The organism is Streptomyces sp. NPDC039430 (assembly GCF_055639435.1).
The window spans coordinates 162,696-181,932 of record NZ_JBVKAK010000013.1 but is presented as its reverse complement, the minus strand read 5'-3'; the positions used below and the strand labels follow the sequence as shown (position 1 = coordinate 181,932).

The window sequence follows — 19,237 nt, the reverse complement described above, 5'->3', positions numbered from 1 at the left end:
GTCATCCGGTGTGGTTCGATATTTTCATAGTGTTTCGGTGGTCATTGCGTGAGGGAAACGCCCGGTTACATTCCGAACCCGGAAGCTAAGCCTCATAGCGCCGATGGTACTGCAGGGGGGACCTTGTGGGAGAGTAGGACGCCGCCGAACAATCTTTAGGGGAATGCCCCGCGCCTTTCGGCGCGGGGCATTTCTGCGTTCGCCTCCTGTGCTCCTCTCGTTCACTTTCGTTCCCTCGGGATGGTGCTGCGCATCCCCGATCATCGTGTATGCTTTATCTCGTTGCTGCGCCCCAATAGCTCAGTCGGTAGAGCGTCTCCATGGTAAGGAGAAGGTCTACGGTTCGATTCCGTATTGGGGCTCAAGTAAAAGAAAGGCCCCCGCCACTGGCGGGGGCCTTTCGCGTTGTATCGGCTCGCGTTGTCTCAGCCGGTGTGCGGCTCCGGGACGCGCATCGCGAGGATGGCCATGTCGTCCGAGGCGGGCTCGGCGGCGAAGCGCTCCACCGCGCGAAGGACGCGGGAGGCGACCGCGCCGGCCGTCAGGCCCGTACACGTCGTCAGTACGTCGGCGAGGCCGTCGTCGCCCAGCATGCGTGTGCCTTCCCTGCGCTCCGTGACGCCGTCGGTGACGCACAGGAGGACGTCCCCGGGGTTCAGGGTGACCACCTGCTCGTACAGCTCCAGGTCCTCCATGACGCCCAGTAGCGGCTGCGGTTCCGCGGCCGGTTCGACCGTGCCGTCCTGGCGCAGGCGCAAGGGGAGCGGATGGCCGGCGCACACCACCTTGAGGACGGCGCTGCCGTCCTCCTGGGGCCACAACTCGCCGTACAGCAGCGTGAGGAACCGGCTGCGGGCGCCCTCGTCGAGGATCGCCGCGTTCAGCCGCTCAAGGACCGCGGGGCCGCCGAAGCCCTCGCGGGCGAGCAGACGCAGGGCGTGCCGGGCCAGGCCCGTGACGGCCGCGGCTTCCGGGCCCGTACCGCAGACATCCCCGATGGCGAAGCCATAGGCGCCGTCCCGGATCGGGAACAGGTCGTAGAAGTCGCCGCCCACCTCGTTGCCCTCGCCCGCGGCGCGGTAGATGACCTCCACCTCGACCCCGGGGACCTGAGGCAGGCCCGGCGGCAGCAGGCTGCGCTGGAGGGCCTGGCTGATGGCCGTACGTTCCGAGTAGAGACGGGCGTTGTCGAGGGCGAGTGCCGCTCGACGCGAGAGGTCTTCGGCGAGTTCCAGGATCTCCTGGCGGAAGTGGTCGTCCGAGGGCTTGCCGAGGGTCAGCATGCCGATGACGCGGTTACGGGCGACCAGCGGAAGCACGACGGTCTCGCCGCCGACCGCGGCCGCTGTCGCCAGCGTCGTGCCGATGCCGGAGGAGACCGGACTCGAACTCCGCCCCAACTCCCGCATGGACGTGCGCAGGGCGGCCTGATGGGCCGCGTCCGCCGGGGCGGTCCAGATACGGGCGCCGGGCGCGGGCACCGGATCCGGTGGATCGATCTTGGAGAGCAGGGCCTTGAGCCCGTCGATGCGGTCCTCGTCCTCATGCAGCACATAGGAGAGGTACGGGTCCGACGACTGGTCGGCGATCGTGTAGACGGCGCACCAGGTGGCCAGGGTCGGGACGGTCATCTGCGCCATCAGGGCCAGCGTCTGATCCCGGTCCAGTGTGCCCGCGAGCAGATCGGAGGCCTCGACGAGGAAGGAGAGCGAACCGCGCCGCAGACGTTCGAGTTCGCCGAGACGAGCCGATTCGACGGCCAGGGCGATACGGTCCGCGGCGAACTGGAGGCGAAGCGCCTCCTCGTTGGAGTAGCGGGCCGCGCCTTCGGCGGCGACGCCCAGGGAGCCGGTGAGCCTGCCCTCGACCTTGAGCGGGACGGTCACGACGGAGCGCATGCCGGTGTCGTTGAGCAGCGGGACGGCCCCGGGGACCGCCGTGAGGTCGTCGTGGACGGCCGGCATGCGTGCCGAGCTGTAGCGGCCCGTACCGGCCTCCACGGGGACGCGGGCGAAGCGCTGGCGGGCGGAGGGGAGGCCGGTGGAGGCCCGTACCTCCAACTCCGTCTCGTCGTCCGTGGCGAGAAGGAGGAACGCCGAGTCGCCGTCGAGCATGTCGCGGGCGCGTTCCACCGTGCGCTGGAGGAGTCCGTCCAGATCGTCGGGGGCGGGGGAGCCGATGAAGACCTCGAACGGGTCCGCGCTCCGGCTCTCGGCGCCCGTATCGGTCACGGGGGCGCGCAACGGGGTCTGGATGACGGCGCGTTCGTCGTCGCGTACGAGCAGGCAGACCGTGGACGGCTCGCCGTGGGTGTCGCGCACCCGCAGGTGGGAGGCGTACACGGGGATGACCCGGCCGTCGGCGCCGCGGATGCCGTAACTGCCCTCCCAGCGGGAGAGTTGGAGTGCCTCGACGATACCCGTGCCGATACCGGGGGTGTGCGGCCAGGCGGCGATGTCGGTCAGGGGCTTGCCGATGACCTGTTCCGCCGCGTACCCGAACAGGTGCTCCGCGTCCACGTTCCAGTTGACGACGGTGCCGGCGCGGTCGATCTGGACGACGGCCACCCGGACGCGTTCGTCGGCGACCGGGAGCAGACTCGTGGGCAGGACGGGACCGGCCGAGCGGGTGCCCACCTGGCGCTGTGGCAGGTCGAGCTGGAACCAGACCTGCTTGTACGTCGGGGTGTACTCGACGCCCCAGCGCGAGGCGAGGGCGGCGCAGAGCAGCAGACCCCGGCCGTTCTCCCGGTCCGGGCTGCCGAACGACTGGCCGGTGCCCTGGATGGGGACCTCGCGCTCGGGATAGCGGTCGGCCACTTCGACGCGGACGCCGTCCTCCGTACGGAGACAGAGCACATCGGCGGAGGTGCCGGCGTGGATCACCGCGTTGGTGACGAGTTCGCTGGTGAGGACGACGGCGTCATCGACGACATCGGAGTAGCCCCACCCCTGGAGCGTGTCACGTACAAAGGCGCGGGCAGTCGCGACGGACCGCCCGACAGGGTCGAAGCTTGCAGCCGCCCGGGCGGTGATCACAGAACTCCTCGTACGCGTTTCGACGCCCGGCTCCGCCATGATCGGCCCCGCCCCTCCACATGCCCGGTGGTAGTACCTTCGCCACACCGCCCCCGCCGGGCGGACCGGGACGGTTGGACAGCCGGATGCCAGGTTACTTACCTTCGCTGTCCGAGCGGATGCCGGTAGCCGCTGTTTCCACCCTGCGGGGGCGGGGACGCTATGCGAAGCTGCCGAACTGTTATGGCCTGGTTCGGCCATGGTGAAACACTGGGCAGGATTTCGGAGACAGCTCGGGCAGTACGGTCAACCCCTGCGGGAGGGACACGGTGGAGTCTGGCACGGCGGCGCGTGGCAATGGCACGCGCGCGAAAGGCGGACGGTCCCGAAGCAACGGGACCATCGAGGTGGACGCGGCGGAGCTGAACAGACTGCTGACGGCCTTGGTGGCGATGCGGGACGGCAACTTCCGTAAGCGCCTGACCGTCTCCGGTGACGACGTGATGGCGGAGATCGCCGCCGTCTTCAATGAGGTCGCCGACCGTAATCTTCACCTCACTGGCGAGCTGGCCCGCGTACGGCGCATGGTCGGGCGTGAGGGAAAGCTCACGGAGCGGCTGGAGACGGGCGCCTGTGAGGGCTCCTGGGCCGCCGCGATCGACGCGTCGAACGCGCTGGTGGACGATCTGGCGCGGCCCGTCTCCGAGGTGGGCCGGGTGCTCTCCGCGGTCGCCGAGGGCGATCTGGAGCAGCGTATGGAGCTGCGCTCGCACTCCTCCGCCGACGGCGCGGAGCGGCCGTTGCGCGGTGAGTTCCTGAAGGTGGCCCGTACGGTCAACAATCTGGTCGACCAGCTGTCGGCGTTCACCGATGAGGTGACGCGGGTCGCGCTGGAGGTCGGTACCGAGGGCAAGCTCGGCGGCCAGGCCAAAGTGCGAGGTATGTCCGGGTCGTGGAAGGACCTCACGGACTCCGTCAACACGATGGCGTATCGATTGACCGCTCAGGTACGTGACATTGCTCTCGTTACGACGGCGGTCGCCAAGGGTGATCTGTCGCGCAAGGTCACGGTTCATGTGGCCGGCGAGATGCTCCAGCTGAAGAACACCGTGAACACCATGGTGGACCAGCTGTCGTCCTTCTCCTCCGAGGTCACGCGAGTGGCCAGGGAAGTGGGTACGGAGGGCGAGCTGGGCGGCCAGGCGACCGTGCCCGGGGTGGCCGGGGTATGGAAGGACCTCACCGATTCGGTGAACACGATGGCCGGCAACCTGACCAACCAGGTGCGGGGCATCGCGGAGGTCACCACGGCCGTCGCCAACGGCGACCTGTCGCAGAAGGTCACGGTCAGCGCGCGAGGCGAGGTGGCTCAGCTCGCCGAGACGATCAACCAGATGACGGAGACGCTGCGTACCTTCGCGGACGAAGTGACCCGGGTGGCGAGCGAGGTCGGCGCCGAGGGGCTGCTCGGCGGCCAGGCGCAGGTCCCCGGCGCGGCCGGGACCTGGAAGGACCTCACGGACTCGGTCAACAGCGTCTTCCGCAATCTGACCTCTCAGGTGCGGGATATCGCGCAGGTGACGACGGCGGTCGCGAACGGCGATCTGTCGCAGAAGGTCACCGTCGATGTCGCGGGCGAGATGCTGGAACTGAAGAACACCGTCAACACGATGGTGGGCCAGCTGAAGTCGTTCGGTTCCGAGGTCACGCGGGTCGCCCGGGAGGTCGGCGTCGAGGGCCGGCTCGGCGGCCAGGCCGAGGTGCCGGGAGCGGCCGGGACGTGGAAGGACCTCACCGATTCGGTGAACACCGCGTTCCGTAACCTGACCGGCCAGGTGCGGGACATCGCGCAGGTGACCACGGCGGTCGCCAATGGCGATCTGACCCAGAAGGTCACGGTCGACGTGGCCGGCGAGATGCTGGAGCTCAAGAACACCGTCAACACGATGGTGGCGCAGCTGTCCTCGTTCGCCGACCAGGTCACGGTCATGGCGCGGGACGTGGGTACGGAGGGCCGGCTCGGCGGCCAGGCGCGGGTGGACGGCGTCAGCGGTACGTGGAAGGAACTCACCGACTCCGTCAACTTCATGGCCGGGAACCTCACCGATCAGGTACGTCAGATCGCGCAGGTGACCACGGCCGTGGCGCGCGGTGACCTGTCGCAGAAGATCGATGTGGACGCCCGGGGCGAGATCCTGGAGCTGAAGAACACGATCAACACCATGGTCGACCAGCTCTCCGCCTTCGCGGACCAGGTGACCAGGGTCGCGCGTGAGGTCGGTACGGACGGCCGGCTGGGCGGTCAGGCGCAGGTGCCGGGCGTCGCCGGTGTCTGGCGGGATCTGACCGACTCCGTGAACGGCATGGCGGGGAACCTCACGGCACAGGTCAGGAATATCGCGGGCGTGGCGACGGCGGTGGCGCGCGGTGACCTGTCGCAGAAGATCGACGTGGACGCGCGCGGCGAGATCCTGGAGCTGAAGAACACCCTCAACACCATGGTGGACCAGCTGTCCAACTTCGCCGAGCAGGTCACCAGGGTGGCCCGTGAGGTGGGGACCGAGGGAATCCTCGGCGGCCAGGCCGAGGTCCAGGGCGTCTCCGGCACCTGGAAGGACCTCACCCAGTCCGTCAACTTCATGGCGAACAACCTGACGTCGCAGGTCCGCAATATCGCCGAGGTCACCACGGCGGTCGCCAAGGGCGATCTGTCGAAGAAGATCACCGTCGATGCCAGGGGCGAGATCCTCGATCTGGTCACGACCGTCAACACGATGGTCGACCAGCTGCTGAACTTCGCCGACGAGGTGACCCGTGTCGCCCGTGAGGTGGGTACGGAAGGCATCCTCGGCGGTCAGGCCAGGGTCCGGGGTGTCACCGGAATCTGGAAGGACCTCAGCGACAACGTCAACACCATGGCCAACAACCTCACCAGTCAGGTGCGCAATATCTCGCGGGTCTCCTCCGCGGTCGCCAATGGTGATCTGACGAAGAAGGTGACGGTCGAGGCGCGCGGCGAGGTCGCCGAACTCGCCGACACCGTCAACACGATGGTGACGACGTTGTCCTCCTTCGCGGACGAGGTCACGCGTGTCGCCCGCGAGGTGGGCACCGAGGGCGAACTGGGCGGGCAGGCCAGGGTTCCGGGCGTGTCCGGTACCTGGAAGGACCTCACCGAGTCCGTGAACTCGATGGCGTCCAATCTGACCGGCCAGGTGCGCCAGATCGCGACGGTCACCACCGCCATCGCCAAGGGCGATCTCACCAAGAAGATCGACATCGATGCCCGCGGTGAGATCCTGGAACTGAAGAACACCATCAATACGATGGTCGACCAGCTCTCCTCGTTCGCCGATCAGGTGACCCGGGTGGCCCGCGAGGTGGGTACGGACGGGCAGCTGGGCGGCCAGGCCCGGGTGCGGGACGTCGACGGCACCTGGCGCGACCTCACCGAATCGGTGAACGAGATGGCCGGGAACCTGACCCGTCAGGTGCGGGCGATCGCGGCCGTGGCCACCGCGGTGACCCGCGGCGATCTCAACCTGAAGATCGATGTCGACGCGGCGGGCGAGATCCAGGTCCTCCAGGACAACATCAACACGATGATCGCCAACCTGCGGGACACCACCCTCGCCAACGAGGAACAGGACTGGCTCAAGGGCAATCTCGCCCGTATCTCCGGTCTGATGCAGGGCCGCCGCGATCTCGACGACGTGGCCTCGCTGATCATGAGCGAGCTGACCCCGGTGGTCTCCGCGCAGCACGGCGCGTTCTTCCTGGCGATGCAGACCGGCACGGTGCCGCAGGTCGGTACGGACGGCAAGGACACCTCGTACGAGCTGTGCATGCGCGGCAGCTACGGCTACTCGGCGGGGTCGATGCCGACGTCCTTCCGGCCGGGCGAGACGCTCATCGGGACGGCCGCCGAGGAGAAGCGCACCATCCAGGTCAATGTGCCGCCGGGCTATCTGAAGATCTCGTCCGGGCTCGGGGAGGCGGCGCCCGCGCATGTGATCGTGCTGCCGGTGCTCTTCGAGGGGAAGGTCCTCGGTGTGATCGAGCTGGCGTCGTTCCAGCCGTTCACGCATATCCAGCGGGACTTCCTCAACCAGATCGCCGAGATGATCGCGACGAGCGTGAACACCATCAGCGTCAACTCCAAGACGGAGGTGCTGCTGAAGCAGTCGCAGGAGCTGACCGAGCAGCTGCGCGAACGCTCCGCCGAGCTGGAGAACCGGCAGAAGGCACTCCAGGAGTCCAACGCGGAGCTGGAGGAGAAGGCCGAACTGCTGGCGCAGCAGAACCGCGACATCGAGGTGAAGAACACCGAGATCGAAGAGGCCAGGCAGGTGCTGGAGGAGCGGGCCGAGCAGCTCGCCGTCTCGATGCGCTACAAGTCGGAGTTCCTGGCGAACATGTCGCACGAGCTGCGCACGCCGCTCAACTCGCTGCTCATCCTCGCGAAGCTGCTCGCGGACAACGCCGAGTCGAATCTCTCGCCGAAGCAGGTGGAGTTCGCGGAGACGATCCACGGCGCGGGTTCGGATCTGCTCCAGCTGATCAACGACATCCTCGATCTGTCGAAGGTCGAGGCGGGCAAGATGGACGTCAGCCCGACCCGTATCGCGCTGGTCCAGCTCGTTGACTATGTGGAGGCGACCTTCCGGCCCCTCACGGCGGAGAAGGGGCTCGACTTCTCCGTACGGGTCTCGCCCGAGCTGCCCGCGACGCTGCACACGGACGAACAGCGGCTGCTCCAGGTGCTGCGCAATCTGCTGTCCAACGCGGTGAAGTTCACCGACAGCGGGGCGGTTGAGCTGGTGATCCGTCCGGCCGGTACGGATGTGCCCGACGCCATCAGGGAGCAGCTCCTCGAAGCGGGTTCGCTGCGGGACGCGGACGGCGATCTGATCGCGTTCTCGGTCACCGACACCGGGATCGGGATCGCCGCGGGCAAGATGCGTGTGATCTTCGAGGCGTTCAAGCAGGCGGACGGTACGACCAGCCGGAAGTACGGCGGTACGGGGCTCGGGCTGTCCATCAGCCGGGAGATCGCCCGGCTGCTGGGCGGTGAGATCCACGCCGCGAGCGAGCCGGGGCGCGGCTCGACCTTCACGCTCTATCTGCCGCTCCACCCCAGCGAGCTGCCTCCGCAGGGGTATCCGCAGCTGACGCCCGCGGGCATGCAGCAGCTGACCTCCGTGGGCCTTCACCCGCAGGGACGTCCGGCGGACGAGGGCACGGCGGAGGCGGCGGGACAGGGACAGGCGTCGCTTGAGGGGCCGGCCGCGCCCGCGGAACTGCCGGGTCCCGCCGCGCTGTTCCGGCGCCGCCGCAAGAGCGCGGGCGCTGGGTCGCGGGGCTCCCAGCCCCAGGGCGGGGCTCCGGGTGTCTCGGACGGCCCGTCGGGCGGTCCGCAGGGGCTGGAGTCCTGGGGGTCGGGTGCGGCGGCCGGCGCGGGCCGTCAGGAGACGCCGAGGGAGACCCGTACCTTCGCGTTCGACAACGAGAAGGTACTGATCGTCGATGACGACATCCGCAATGTCTTCGCCCTCACCAGCGTGCTGGAGCAGCACGGCCTTTCGGTGCTGTACGCGGAGAACGGGCGTGAGGGCATCGAAGTCCTGGAGCAGCACGACGATGTGACAGTCGTTCTGATGGACATCATGATGCCGGAGATGGACGGCTACGCGACGACGACGGCGATCCGCAGGATGCCGCAGTTCGCCGGGCTGCCGATCATCGCGCTCACCGCGAAGGCGATGAAGGGCGACCGGGAGAAGGCCATTGACTCCGGGGCGTCCGACTATGTCACCAAGCCGGTCGATCCCGATCATCTGCTTTCGGTGATGGAGCAATGGATGCGCGACAAGTGATCGGTGGGTGCACGAATCCAGGAGATGTGCTGACGGACTATGCCCGACGGCGTGTGAGGCGCCGTGTTTCGGGGAACCTTCTGGTCTCGCGTTGCGTTTCCGCTTCGAGCACAGTGACATAACGGTGACAGGGTGTGGCGACAGGCGGGGTGCGGCTACCATGACCGGCACAAGGACGGACGGCGAAAGGGAGTCGTCCCCTGGGGCGGCGCCCGGTGTTTCGCCGAGCTCCGAGAGCAGGGGGCGCCCCATGCCGGGGCGAGGAGGGCGGGCGGCCATGGTGCAGAAGGCCAAGATCCTCCTGGTCGATGACCGGCCGGAGAATCTGCTGGCGCTGGAGGCGATCCTCTCCGCGCTCGATCAGACGCTGGTGCGGGCATCGTCAGGGGAGGAAGCGCTCAAAGCGCTGCTGACGGACGACTTCGCGGTCATTCTGCTGGATGTCCAGATGCCGGGGATGGACGGTTTCGAGACCGCCGCGCACATCAAGCGGCGGGAGCGCACGCGCGATATCCCGATCATCTTCCTGACGGCCATCAACCATGGCCCGCATCACACCTTCCGTGGGTACGCGGCGGGTGCGGTGGACTACATCTCGAAGCCGTTCGACCCCTGGGTGCTGCGCGCCAAGGTCTCGGTCTTCGTCGAGCTGTATATGAAGAACTGCCAGCTGAAGGAGCAGGCGGAGCTGCTCAGACTCCAGCTCGCCGGGGCGGGCGAGGTCAGGGAGCCGGCCGGGCTGCTGGCCGAACTGTCCGCGCGGCTCGCGGCAGTTGAGGAACAGGCCGAGGCGCTCTCCAAACAGCTGGACGACGATTCGGCGGATGCCTCCGCCGTGGCCACCGCCGCCCACCTGGAGCGCAAACTGACCGGTCTGCGGCGGGCGCTCGACGCGCTGGAGCCGGGGACGGGAAGCGGTTCACCGCCCCTTCCCTCGCCGAACTGACCGAGCGGCGACGTCAGTTTCCCGTCCGGGCGCGGGCGACACGGACGGGTGAAGCGGTGGGCACACGTGTCCCCGGCCGTTCACACCGGTAACCTCACCATCATGGCCTCACGTACGTCCGGCAAGGGCTCCCAGGGCACGGCGGGCACCGCGAAGCCGCGGGCCGGCCGTACGACCGGTGCCGCGAAGGCGGCGCCCGCCAAGAAGACCGCGGCGAAGAAGTCCGCGCCCGGCAAGAAGGCACCGGTCAAGAAGGCTCCCGCGAAGAAGGCCGCCGCCAAGCCGGCACCCAAAGCCGCGCCGAGCCCCACCGGCGGTGTGTACCGGCTCGTCCGCGCCGTCTGGCTCGGAGCGGCACACGGCGTCGGCGCGATGTTGCGCGGCATAGGGCGTGGCGCGAAGGGGCTCGACCCGGCCCATCGCAAGGACGGGCTGGCCCTGTTGCTGCTCGGCCTCGCCCTCATCGTCGCGGCGGGCACCTGGTCGAATCTGCGCGGTCCCGTGGGCGACCTGGTCGAGATGCTCATCACCGGAGCCTTCGGCCGGCTCGATCTGCTCGTGCCGATACTGCTGGGCGCCGTCGCCGTACGGCTGATCCTCTACCCCGAGAAGCCCGAGGCCAACGGACGGATCGTCATCGGACTGTCGGCGCTCGTGATCGGAGTGCTCGGGCTGGTCCACATCGCCTGCGGCGCCCCCGGGCGCGGCGCGGGCACCGAAGCGATACAGGACGCGGGCGGGCTGATCGGCTGGGCCGCCTCCACACCGCTGATCTTCACCACGGGCGAGGTCCTCGCCGTACCGCTGCTTCTGCTGCTCACCCTCTTCGGTCTGCTCGTCGTCACCGCCACCCCCGTGGCCGCCATTCCGCAACGGCTGCGGCTGCTCGGCATGAAACTGGGGATCGTCCGGCCGGACCATGAGCCGGAGCGGTTCGACGACGCGCGGTTCGACGACGAGCGGTTCGACGACGAGCGGTTCGACGACGATGAACGGTACGACGAGCAGTGGCGCGAGGCGCTGCCCTCCGGCGGCCGCCGTCCCGCCACCCGCCGGGGCGGCGGCCGCGCGGGGTACGACCCCGACCGGGCCGAGGTGGAGGCGCTCTCCACGCGGCGCCGGCCGCGCAGGGCCTCCGTGCAGCCGTCCATGGACCGTCCCATGGACGCCGTGGACGTGGCGGCGGCCGCGGCGGCGGCGCTGGACGGTGCCGTACTCAACGGGATGCCGCCCTCGCCGATCGTCGCGGACCTCACCCAGAGCGTGTCCGTGGACCGCGGGCGGAAGCCGGGGCAGCGGCCCGGCGAGCGGCAGGATCCCCCGGAAGAGCCGGCCGAGGACGCGCCAGAGCCTTCCGCACCCGTACCGACGGCGCGCGAGGCCGAGAAACCGGCCGCGGGCACCGCCGGTGTCGCGGATCTGACCAAGCCGCCGCCCGAGCGGGACAAGCCGCTGCCGCCGCGCGCCGAACAGCTCCAGCTCCGCGGGGACATCACCTACTCGCTGCCGTCGCTCGACCTGCTGGAGCGCGGCGGCCCCGGCAAGACGCGCAGCGCCGCCAATGACGCCGTCGTCGCCTCGCTCAGCAATGTCTTCATGGAGTTCAAGGTCGACGCGGCCGTCACCGGCTTCACCCGGGGCCCGACGGTCACACGGTACGAGGTGGAGCTGGGCCCGGCCGTGAAGGTCGAGCGGATCACCGCGCTCACCAAGAACATCGCGTACGCCGTGGCCAGCCCCGACGTACGGATCATCTCCCCGATCCCCGGCAAGTCCGCGGTCGGCATCGAGATCCCGAACACCGACCGGGAGATGGTCAACCTCGGTGATGTCCTGCGGCTCGCGGACGCCGCGGAGGACGACCATCCGATGCTCGTCGCGCTCGGCAAGGACGTCGAGGGCGGCTATGTGATGGCCAACCTCGCGAAGATGCCGCACGTACTGGTCGCGGGCGCGACCGGCTCGGGAAAGTCGTCCTGCATCAACTGTCTGATCACATCGGTGATGGTCCGGGCGACCCCGGAGGACGTCCGGATGGTCCTCGTCGACCCCAAACGGGTCGAGCTGACCGCGTACGAGGGCATCCCGCACCTGATCACGCCGATCATCACCAACCCCAAGCGGGCCGCCGAGGCGCTCCAGTGGGTCGTACGGGAGATGGATCTGCGCTACGACGACCTCGCGGCGTACGGCTACCGCCATATCGACGACTTCAACAAGGCGGTGCGCGACGGCAAGGTCAAGGCGCCGGAGGGCAGCGAGCGCGAGCTCTCGCCGTACCCGTATCTGCTGGTGATCGTGGACGAGCTGGCGGATCTGATGATGGTCGCGCCGCGTGACGTCGAGGACTCCATCGTCCGTATCACCCAGTTGGCCCGCGCCGCCGGAATCCATCTGGTGCTGGCCACCCAGCGTCCCTCGGTCGATGTCGTCACCGGACTGATCAAGGCGAACGTGCCCTCGCGGCTGGCGTTCGCGACGTCCTCCCTGGCGGACAGCCGGGTCATCCTCGATCAGCCGGGCGCGGAGAAACTGATCGGCAAGGGCGACGGCCTCTTCCTCCCGATGGGGGCGAACAAGCCGACCCGTATGCAGGGCGCCTTCGTCACCGAGGACGAGGTCGCGGCGATCGTCCAGCACTGCAAGGATCAGATGGCACCCGTCTTCCGGGACGACGTCGTGGTCGGGACGGCGAAGAAGAAAGAGATCGACGAGGACATCGGCGACGATCTCGACCTTCTCTGCCAGGCCGCCGAGCTGGTGGTCTCCACACAGTTCGGTTCGACCTCGATGCTCCAGCGGAAACTGCGGGTCGGCTTCGCCAAAGCCGGCCGGCTGATGGACCTGATGGAATCGAGGAACATCGTCGGCCCGAGCGAGGGCTCCAAGGCTCGCGATGTCCTGGTCAAGGCGGACGAACTCGATGGAGTGCTCGCGGTGATCCGCGGGGAGTCTCTTTCCTAGAGAGGCCGTCTCCCTCGCGGGGGAGGGGACTTCCCCGCGAGGGAATCGGAACCCCGAGGCATATCGAGGGCAACCGTTTCCCGTGCGCATACGTCAAGTTGGAGAGAGGAGAAGCGTCATGCTCCTCCACCGCGCCGTCCGGCCATTCTGATGGCGTACAAAATGCTTCCGCCCGGTTGCCCCACCCTTTCGTACCACCCATAGACTGAACGTCCAGCAGGTGGCTACACGCTCGAAAGGCGCCCCCGTGTCCATCGGCAAATCCCCCGACGGCAAGTCCCCAGACTCCCCAGACTCCTCGGACGGCAACGTTCCCGACGATCACATCGCTGATCGCGTTGACGGCCGCGCCGCGGAAAACCTCTCCGACGGCGCCGAGTCCGACGCCAACTCCCCCGCTGTGGAACGGCCTTCGATCGGCCAGGTGCTGCTGCGGGCCCGTATCGCCGCGGATCTGACGGTCGACGAGGTCAGCGGCTCCACCCGGGTGCGCATCCCCATCGTGCACGCGATCGAGGAGGACGACTTCTCGCGCTGCGGCGGCGATGTATACGCCCGCGGACACATCCGGATGATCGCTCGCGCGGTCGGGCTCGATCCCGCGCCGCTGATCGAGCAGTTCGACTCCGAGCACGGCGGGCGGCCCGTACCCACGCCCGCGGCGCCCATGTTCGAAGCCGAGCGGATCCGGCCGGAGCGCTCCCGGCCCAACTGGACCGCGGCCATGGTCGCCGCGATCGTGGCCGTGGTCGGCTTCGTCGGCTTCACGGCGTTCGGCGGCGGGGGCGACGACCCGAAGACCAAGCAGGTCGCCGAGGGGACGAAGCCCGCGAAGAACACCAAGCCGAGCCCCACGAAGTCGGCCGACCCCAAGCCCGACCCGTCCGACAGCGCCATCGCCGCCGCCCCGCTCGACAAGGTCACGGTGAAACTGTCGGCCATAGACGACAAGAGCTGGATCTCCGCCAAATCGTCCAACGGCAAGCTGCTGTTCGACGGAACGCTGAAGAAGGGCGATTCCAAGACCTTCCAGGACGACGAGCAGATCGACCTGATCCTCGGAAACGCGGGCGCGATCGAGCTCTTCGTGAACGGCAAGAAGGTCGAGGACGAGTTCGAGCCGGGCCAGGTTGAGCGACTCTCGTACACCCAGGGCGACCCCGAGGCCGGCTGAGCAACCCTGCACGGCGGGGGCGGGGCCAGGACAAAGTAGTCTTGAGCCCATGCCCGAACGCCGTACCGTCGCCCTTGTCACTCTTGGCTGCGCCCGTAACGAGGTGGACTCGGAGGAGCTCGCAGGCCGCTTGGCAGCGGATGGCTGGGAGCTCGTCGAGGACGCCTCGGGGGCTGATGTCGCCGTCGTCAACACCTGCGGGTTCGTCGAAGCCGCGAAGAAGGATTCCGTCGACGCCCTGCTGGAAGCCAATGATCTCAAGGATCAGGGCAGAACCCAGGCCGTCGTCGCCGTCGGCTGCATGGCCGAGCGGTACGGCAAGGAGCTGGCGGACGCCCTCCCCGAGGCCGACGGCGTGCTCGGATTCGACGACTACGCCGATATCTCCGACCGGCTGCAGACCATCCTCAACGGCGGCATCCACGCCTCGCACACGCCCCGCGACCGGCGCAAGCTGCTGCCGCTCAGCCCGGTCGAGCGCCAGGGCGCCGAGGTGGCCCTGCCCGGCCACGCGCAGTCCCCGGCCGAGGTGGCGCCGGCCCCCGAAGACCTGCCGGAAGGGGTCGCTCCGGCCTCCGGGCCGCGCGCGCCCCTGCGGCGGCGGCTCGACCGCAGCCCCGTCGCCTCCGTGAAGCTCGCCTCCGGCTGCGACCGGCGCTGCTCCTTCTGCGCCATTCCCTCGTTCCGCGGCTCCTTCATCTCGCGGCGCCCCTCCGATGTGCTGGGCGAGACGCGCTGGCTGGCCGAGCAGGGCGTCAAGGAGGTCATGCTCGTCTCCGAGAACAACACCTCGTACGGCAAGGACCTCGGCGACATCCGGCTGCTGGAGACGCTCCTGCCTGAGCTGGCGGCCGTCGACGGGATCGAGCGGGTGCGGGTCAGCTACCTCCAGCCCGCCGAGATGCGGCCGGGGCTGATCGACGTCCTGACCTCGACGCCCAAGGTCGCGCCGTACTTCGATCTGTCCTTCCAGCACTCCGCCCCCGGGGTTCTGCGCGCGATGCGCCGCTTCGGGGACACCGACCGCTTCCTGGAGCTGCTGGAAACCATCCGGGGCAAGGCGCCGCAGGCCGGTGTGCGCTCCAACTTCATCGTGGGCTTCCCCGGGGAGAGCGAGGCGGACTTCGCCGAGCTGGAGCGCTTCCTGACCGGGGCGCGGCTCGACGCCATCGGCGTCTTCGGCTACTCCGACGAGGACGGCACGGAGGCCGCGACGTACGCCGACAAGCTGGACGGTGACCTCATCGCGGAGCGGCTGGCCCACCTCTCCCGGCTGGCCGAGGAACTGACCTCGCAGCGGGCCGAGGAACGGCTCGGCGAGAGCCTGGACGTGCTCGTCGAATCGATCGACCCGGAGGGCGGGGAGGCGGCCGTCGGCCGCGCGGCGCACCAGGCGCCCGAGACGGACGGCCAGGTGATCTTCACCTCCCGCGAGGGCCTGCGCCCCGGCCTCATGGTCGAGGCCAAGGTGATCGGTACCGAGGGCGTGGATCTGGTGGCCGAATGTCACGATCTTCCCGGGGACGACTCCGGGATCCCGGGCGAGGAGGCTGCCAGATGACCGGAGTCCCGGCGTCCGCGGCGGGCGGCGGCGCGACACCGGTGTCCGGTGGGAACGGCTCGAAGCAGGTACCGGGCGGCAAGCTGGGGGCCGCGGCGGTCAATCAGGCCAGTCTGTGGAACATCGCCAACATCCTCACCATGATGCGGCTGGTGCTCGTCCCGGCCTTCGTACTGCTGCTGCTCCAGGACGGCGGTTTCGACCCCGCCTGGCGCGCCTGGGCCTGGGCCGCCTTCGCCGTCGCCATGATCACGGACGTCTTCGACGGTCATCTGGCGCGGGCGTACAACCTGGTCACCGACTTCGGGAAGATCGCCGATCCGATAGCGGACAAGGCGATCATGGGAGCGGCGCTGATCTGTCTGTCCGCGCTCGGTGATCTGCCCTGGTGGGTGACCGGGGTCATCCTTTTCCGTGAACTGGGCATCACGCTGATGCGGTTCTGGGTGATCAGGCATGGCGTCATTCCGGCCAGCCGCGGCGGGAAGATGAAGACGCTGGCGCAGGGGGTGGCCGTCGGGATGTACGTGCTCGCGCTGACCGGGCCGCTGGCCACGCTGCGGTTCTGGGTGATGGCCGTGGCCGTCGCGCTGACCGTGCTCACGGGGCTGGACTACGTACGGCAGGCGGTCGTCCTGCGGCGCCAGGGGCTCGCGGCGGAGCGCGCGGCGGCGGAGTCCGCGCGGTGAGTGCCGTGGAGGCCGCGGCGGGTACCGGTATGGCGGCGGGTGCCGGGGCGGAGTCCGAGTCCGGGGCCGCGGTGGTGCCCGAGTCCGGGGCCGCGGCGGTGGCGGACAGCGGCGCTTACGTGCGCTCGGCGGCCGACCGGGCGGCGCGGGTGCTGGAGATCCTGGCGGAGCGCGGCGGGACCCTGGCCGTCGCGGAATCCCTCACCGGCGGTCTGGTGGCCGCGGAGCTGACGGCGGTCCCCGGTGCCTCCCGGACCTTCCGCGGGTCCGTCACGGCCTACGCGACGGACCTCAAACGGGATGTTCTGGGCGTCGACGCGACCCTTCTGGAGGAGCGCGGCGCCGTGGACCCCGAGGTCGCGCTCCAGATGGCGACGGGCGTACGCCGCGCGCTCGGGGCGGGCTGGGGAGCGGCGACCACCGGGGTCGCGGGCCCGGATCCGCAGGACGGGCGGCCCGTCGGCACCGTGTACGTGGCGGTGGTGGGACCGGAAGGCGTGGGGAAAGTGGCCGCTCCGCGGTTGAACGGCGGCCGGGCGGACATCCGTAAAGAGAGTGTACGGAGCGTGCTCGGACTGCTCCTCAGCGAACTCTCCGGGAACGGGCGGGCACAGGATACGGAACAGAACGGGGGGAATTGATGTTTGCAGCCCTGAGTGAACACGACATCGCTCCCCGCACGGCCGCGGCACTAGGCGGTACGGTGGGGCGTGAAGGATGCGGCTACGCGGTCCGAGGAGGGAGCCACCGATGATTCTGCTCCGTCGCCTGCTTGGTGACGTGCTGCGTCGGCAGCGCCAGCGCCAGGGCCGTACTCTGCGCGAAGTCTCCTCGTCCGCCCGGGTCTCGCTCGGCTATCTCTCCGAGGTGGAACGGGGGCAGAAGGAGGCTTCCTCCGAGCTGCTCTCGGCGATCTGCGACGCGCTTGACGTACGGATGTCAGAGCTCATGCGTGAAGTGAGCGACGAGCTGTCGTTGGCCGAGCTGGCCGCGTCGGCGGCGGCGAACGAGCCGGTGCCCGCGGCAGTACGTCCAATGCTCAATTCCGTCTCTGTGACGTCGGTGGCTGGAGTGCCGACGGAACGGGTGACGATCAAGGCGCCTGCGGAGGCGGTGGACGTCGTCGCCGCCTGATCAAGCTGATCAGGCATGGAAGCTTTGACCTGAGCCCCGGTCGGCAGCGATGCCGAGGCCGGGGCTTTTGTCTGCTCCCATATGCCCGTTTTGATGTGGTTGTGTCATGGTGGAAAGTGCGTGCGCGCCGAACTGTGAACGAAGAACCGTGAGCGGAATGGGAGGACATGCATGTCTGTCGTGAAGAGTCCCCTGCCCGAGGAAGACCTGAAGCTGGTCGGCGAGGCACTGCAAGGTGCCCTCGTGGACCTGGTGGATCTTTCGCTCGTCGCCAAGCAGGTCCACTGGAACATCGTCGGGCCACGCTTCCGCTCCATACACCTGCAGCTCGATGAGGTCGTCTCCACAGCCCGGAAGCACTCGGACACGGTTGCCGAGCGGGCCTCCGCGCTCGGGGTGACACCGGACGGGCGGGCCGCGACGGTGGCGGCCACGAGCGCGATCCGCACGGTGCCCAACGGCTGGATCGCGGACGTGGACGCGATACGGACCTTGGTGGACGCGCTCGGCGCGGTCATCGAACGGATGCGTGAGCGCGTCGAGGTGACGGACAAACCGGACCCGGTGACGCAGGACACCCTGATCCAGGTGACCGCCGACCTTGAGAAGCACGCCTGGATGTTCCAGGCGGAGAGCGCCTGACCGGGCCGGAGTCCCGGTCGAAGGGCGAGGGGCCGGCCGCGCCCCTGCCGCGTTGTCGCTGCGGCAGGGGCGCGACCGGTGCCGCACGCGCACGCCGGGGAGTGCATCCGATGCGCTCTCCCGGCGGCTGATCGTTCCTTACTAGGGTCGGCCGGAGGAGGGAGCCATGGCGAGACGGTGGATCCTTCTCCCTGCGCTCGCACTGGGCGGGGTGTGGTGGTGGGCGGTCCTGCGCATCGTGCTGGTGCCCGAGAACGCCGGACTGGTGGAGGGAGCGGTGGCGGCGGGCGGCTGGGGGCTGAGCCTGCTGCCGGTGCATGTCACGTCCGCGCGGCAGCGTCGTCCCCGGTTGTGACGCGTCGTCGGCTGACGCGGCGACGGGCCGACGGGTATCACCTCGCGTTTCGACCGCGTCACCTCGCCCGTCGACCTGTCACCTCGTCCGTCCGTTCACGGGGCTGTCCGTGCGTCAACTGGCCTGGTCCGGCTGGCAGAGCGGGCACCAGTACGTGGGCCGGCCGTCCTGTTCTGCCGTACGGACCGAGGTGCCGCAGCGGGGGCAGGGGCGGTCCGCGCGGCCGTAGACATACAGCCGACGGGAGCCGCCCGGACGGTTCCGGTTCGCTTCGAGCAGCTTCTTCGCCGCGGTCACCAGCCGCTCGGGCGAGGGGAGTTCGCCGACCCGGAGCCACGGGTTCGCGCGAACGAGGAAGCAGGTCTCGGACTTGAAGATATTGCCGACTCCGGCGAGGTTGCGCTGATCGAGCAGAGCCTCCCCGACCGGGCGCGCGGGGTCGGACAGGAGGTTGCGCAGGGCCGTGGCGGCGTCCCAGTCCGGACCGAGCAGATCGGGGCCGAGATGCCCCACCACCCGCTCCTCGTCGCTGGTACGCAGCAGTTCGAGGACGGGGAGGCGATAGCCCACGGCCGTGCGGTCGGTGGTACCGAGGATCGCCCGGATCTGGTGCGCCGGACCGCCGCGCCAGCGCTCACCCGGGGCGTAGACCTTCCAGGAGCCCTCCATGCGCAGATGCGAGTGGAGGGTGAGGCCGCCCTCGATACGGGTGAGCAGATGCTTGCCGCGCGGGGTGACATCGAGGACGGTCCGGCCGGTGAGATCGGCCGTCGCGAACCGGGGCACCCGCAGGTCCGAGCGGATCAGCCGGTGCCCCGCGAGCGCGGTGTGCAGGCGCTGGGCGGCCTGCCAGACGGTGTCTCCCTCGGGCATGGCTTC

At 69.1% G+C, this 19,237-nt stretch carries 12 protein-coding genes, 1 tRNA gene and 1 rRNA gene; 12 read left to right on the top strand and 2 right to left on the bottom strand.

Annotation, left to right across the window (positions count from 1 at the left end; translation table 11 throughout):
• The first annotated feature begins 33 nt into the window (after positions 1-33).
• Positions 34-150 (top strand): 5S ribosomal RNA (gene rrf / locus ACZ7LS_RS28380).
• Positions 151-289: 139 nt separating this feature from the next.
• Positions 290-362: transfer RNA gene (locus ACZ7LS_RS28375), tRNA-Thr, on the top strand.
• 63 nt (positions 363-425) lie between these two features.
• Here ACZ7LS_RS28375 and ACZ7LS_RS28370 read toward each other — a convergent pair.
• Entirely contained in the window at positions 426-3,077 is a 2,652-nt protein-coding gene (locus ACZ7LS_RS28370; protein WP_382970988.1) for a SpoIIE family protein phosphatase, read from the bottom strand.
• 269 nt (positions 3,078-3,346) lie between these two features.
• Between ACZ7LS_RS28370 and ACZ7LS_RS28365 the strand changes: the two genes are divergently transcribed.
• The 10 genes from ACZ7LS_RS28365 to ACZ7LS_RS28320 all read left to right on the top strand — a co-directional run bounded on the left by ACZ7LS_RS28365 (position 3,347) and on the right by ACZ7LS_RS28320 (position 18,358).
• Positions 3,347-8,893 (top strand): HAMP domain-containing protein, encoded by a 5,547-nt coding sequence (locus ACZ7LS_RS28365; RefSeq protein WP_382523337.1) that lies wholly within the window; start codon positions 3,347-3,349, stop codon positions 8,891-8,893.
• A 277-nt stretch (positions 8,894-9,170) separates the two neighbouring features.
• A complete protein-coding gene (locus tag ACZ7LS_RS28360; protein WP_030350075.1) occupies positions 9,171-9,839 on the top strand; it encodes a response regulator in 669 nt (222 codons plus the stop codon).
• A gap of 102 nt (positions 9,840-9,941) precedes the next feature.
• Entirely contained in the window at positions 9,942-12,803 is a 2,862-nt protein-coding gene (locus ACZ7LS_RS28355) for a DNA translocase FtsK (protein ID WP_385134547.1), read from the top strand.
• Positions 12,804-13,203: 400 nt separating this feature from the next.
• The gene (locus ACZ7LS_RS28350; RefSeq protein WP_382523692.1) at positions 13,204-13,977 is read left to right on the top strand and encodes a helix-turn-helix domain-containing protein; all 774 of its coding nucleotides are present in this window, start codon (positions 13,204-13,206) and stop codon (positions 13,975-13,977) included.
• 49 nt (positions 13,978-14,026) lie between these two features.
• A complete protein-coding gene (gene rimO, locus ACZ7LS_RS28345) occupies positions 14,027-15,538 on the top strand; it encodes a 30S ribosomal protein S12 methylthiotransferase RimO (RefSeq protein WP_385134545.1) in 1,512 nt (503 codons plus the stop codon).
• Positions 15,535-16,227 carry a CDP-diacylglycerol--glycerol-3-phosphate 3-phosphatidyltransferase gene (gene pgsA / locus ACZ7LS_RS28340; RefSeq protein ID WP_129773661.1) on the top strand — a complete coding sequence of 231 codons (693 nt, stop codon included), beginning with the start codon at positions 15,535-15,537 and terminating at the stop codon, positions 16,225-16,227. The genes rimO and pgsA overlap by 4 nt, the downstream gene beginning before the upstream one ends.
• Before the next feature lie 149 nt (positions 16,228-16,376).
• Positions 16,377-16,868, top strand: coding sequence for a CinA family protein (locus ACZ7LS_RS28335; protein WP_385134552.1), 492 nt, complete (start codon positions 16,377-16,379; stop codon positions 16,866-16,868).
• A 109-nt stretch (positions 16,869-16,977) separates the two neighbouring features.
• A complete protein-coding gene (locus ACZ7LS_RS28330) occupies positions 16,978-17,361 on the top strand; it encodes a helix-turn-helix domain-containing protein (RefSeq protein WP_030350081.1) in 384 nt (127 codons plus the stop codon).
• A gap of 171 nt (positions 17,362-17,532) precedes the next feature.
• Positions 17,533-18,003, top strand: a complete 471-nt coding sequence (locus ACZ7LS_RS28325; protein WP_382671851.1) for a Dps family protein — start codon at positions 17,533-17,535, stop codon at positions 18,001-18,003.
• A gap of 166 nt (positions 18,004-18,169) precedes the next feature.
• Positions 18,170-18,358, top strand: a complete 189-nt coding sequence (locus tag ACZ7LS_RS28320) for a hypothetical protein (protein WP_382671854.1) — start codon at positions 18,170-18,172, stop codon at positions 18,356-18,358.
• 114 nt (positions 18,359-18,472) lie between these two features.
• Here ACZ7LS_RS28320 and ACZ7LS_RS28315 read toward each other — a convergent pair whose 3' ends face one another.
• On the bottom strand, positions 18,473-19,231 hold the full coding sequence (locus tag ACZ7LS_RS28315; RefSeq protein ID WP_382523352.1) for an Fpg/Nei family DNA glycosylase: 759 nt from the start codon (positions 19,229-19,231) through the stop codon (positions 18,473-18,475).
• Positions 19,232-19,237 lie beyond the last annotated feature (6 nt).

Bases quoted from the DNA above. Each gene is read 5' to 3' on its own strand.
- ACZ7LS_RS28315 (WP_382523352.1), bottom strand. From the start codon at position 19,231: ATGCCCGAGGGAGACACCGTCTGGCAGGCCGCCCAGCGCCTGCACACC.
- ACZ7LS_RS28370 (WP_382970988.1), bottom strand. From the start codon at position 3,077: ATGGCGGAGCCGGGCGTCGAAACGCGTACGAGGAGTTCTGTGATCACC.
- ACZ7LS_RS28355 (WP_385134547.1), top strand. From the start codon at position 9,942: ATGGCCTCACGTACGTCCGGCAAGGGCTCCCAGGGCACGGCGGGCACC.
- ACZ7LS_RS28325 (WP_382671851.1), top strand. From the start codon at position 17,533: ATGTCTGTCGTGAAGAGTCCCCTGCCCGAGGAAGACCTGAAGCTGGTC.
- rimO (WP_385134545.1), top strand. From the start codon at position 14,027: ATGCCCGAACGCCGTACCGTCGCCCTTGTCACTCTTGGCTGCGCCCGT.
- ACZ7LS_RS28330 (WP_030350081.1), top strand. From the start codon at position 16,978: ATGATTCTGCTCCGTCGCCTGCTTGGTGACGTGCTGCGTCGGCAGCGC.
- ACZ7LS_RS28320 (WP_382671854.1), top strand. From the start codon at position 18,170: ATGGCGAGACGGTGGATCCTTCTCCCTGCGCTCGCACTGGGCGGGGTG.
- pgsA (WP_129773661.1), top strand. From the start codon at position 15,535: ATGACCGGAGTCCCGGCGTCCGCGGCGGGCGGCGGCGCGACACCGGTG.
- ACZ7LS_RS28360 (WP_030350075.1), top strand. From the start codon at position 9,171: ATGGTGCAGAAGGCCAAGATCCTCCTGGTCGATGACCGGCCGGAGAAT.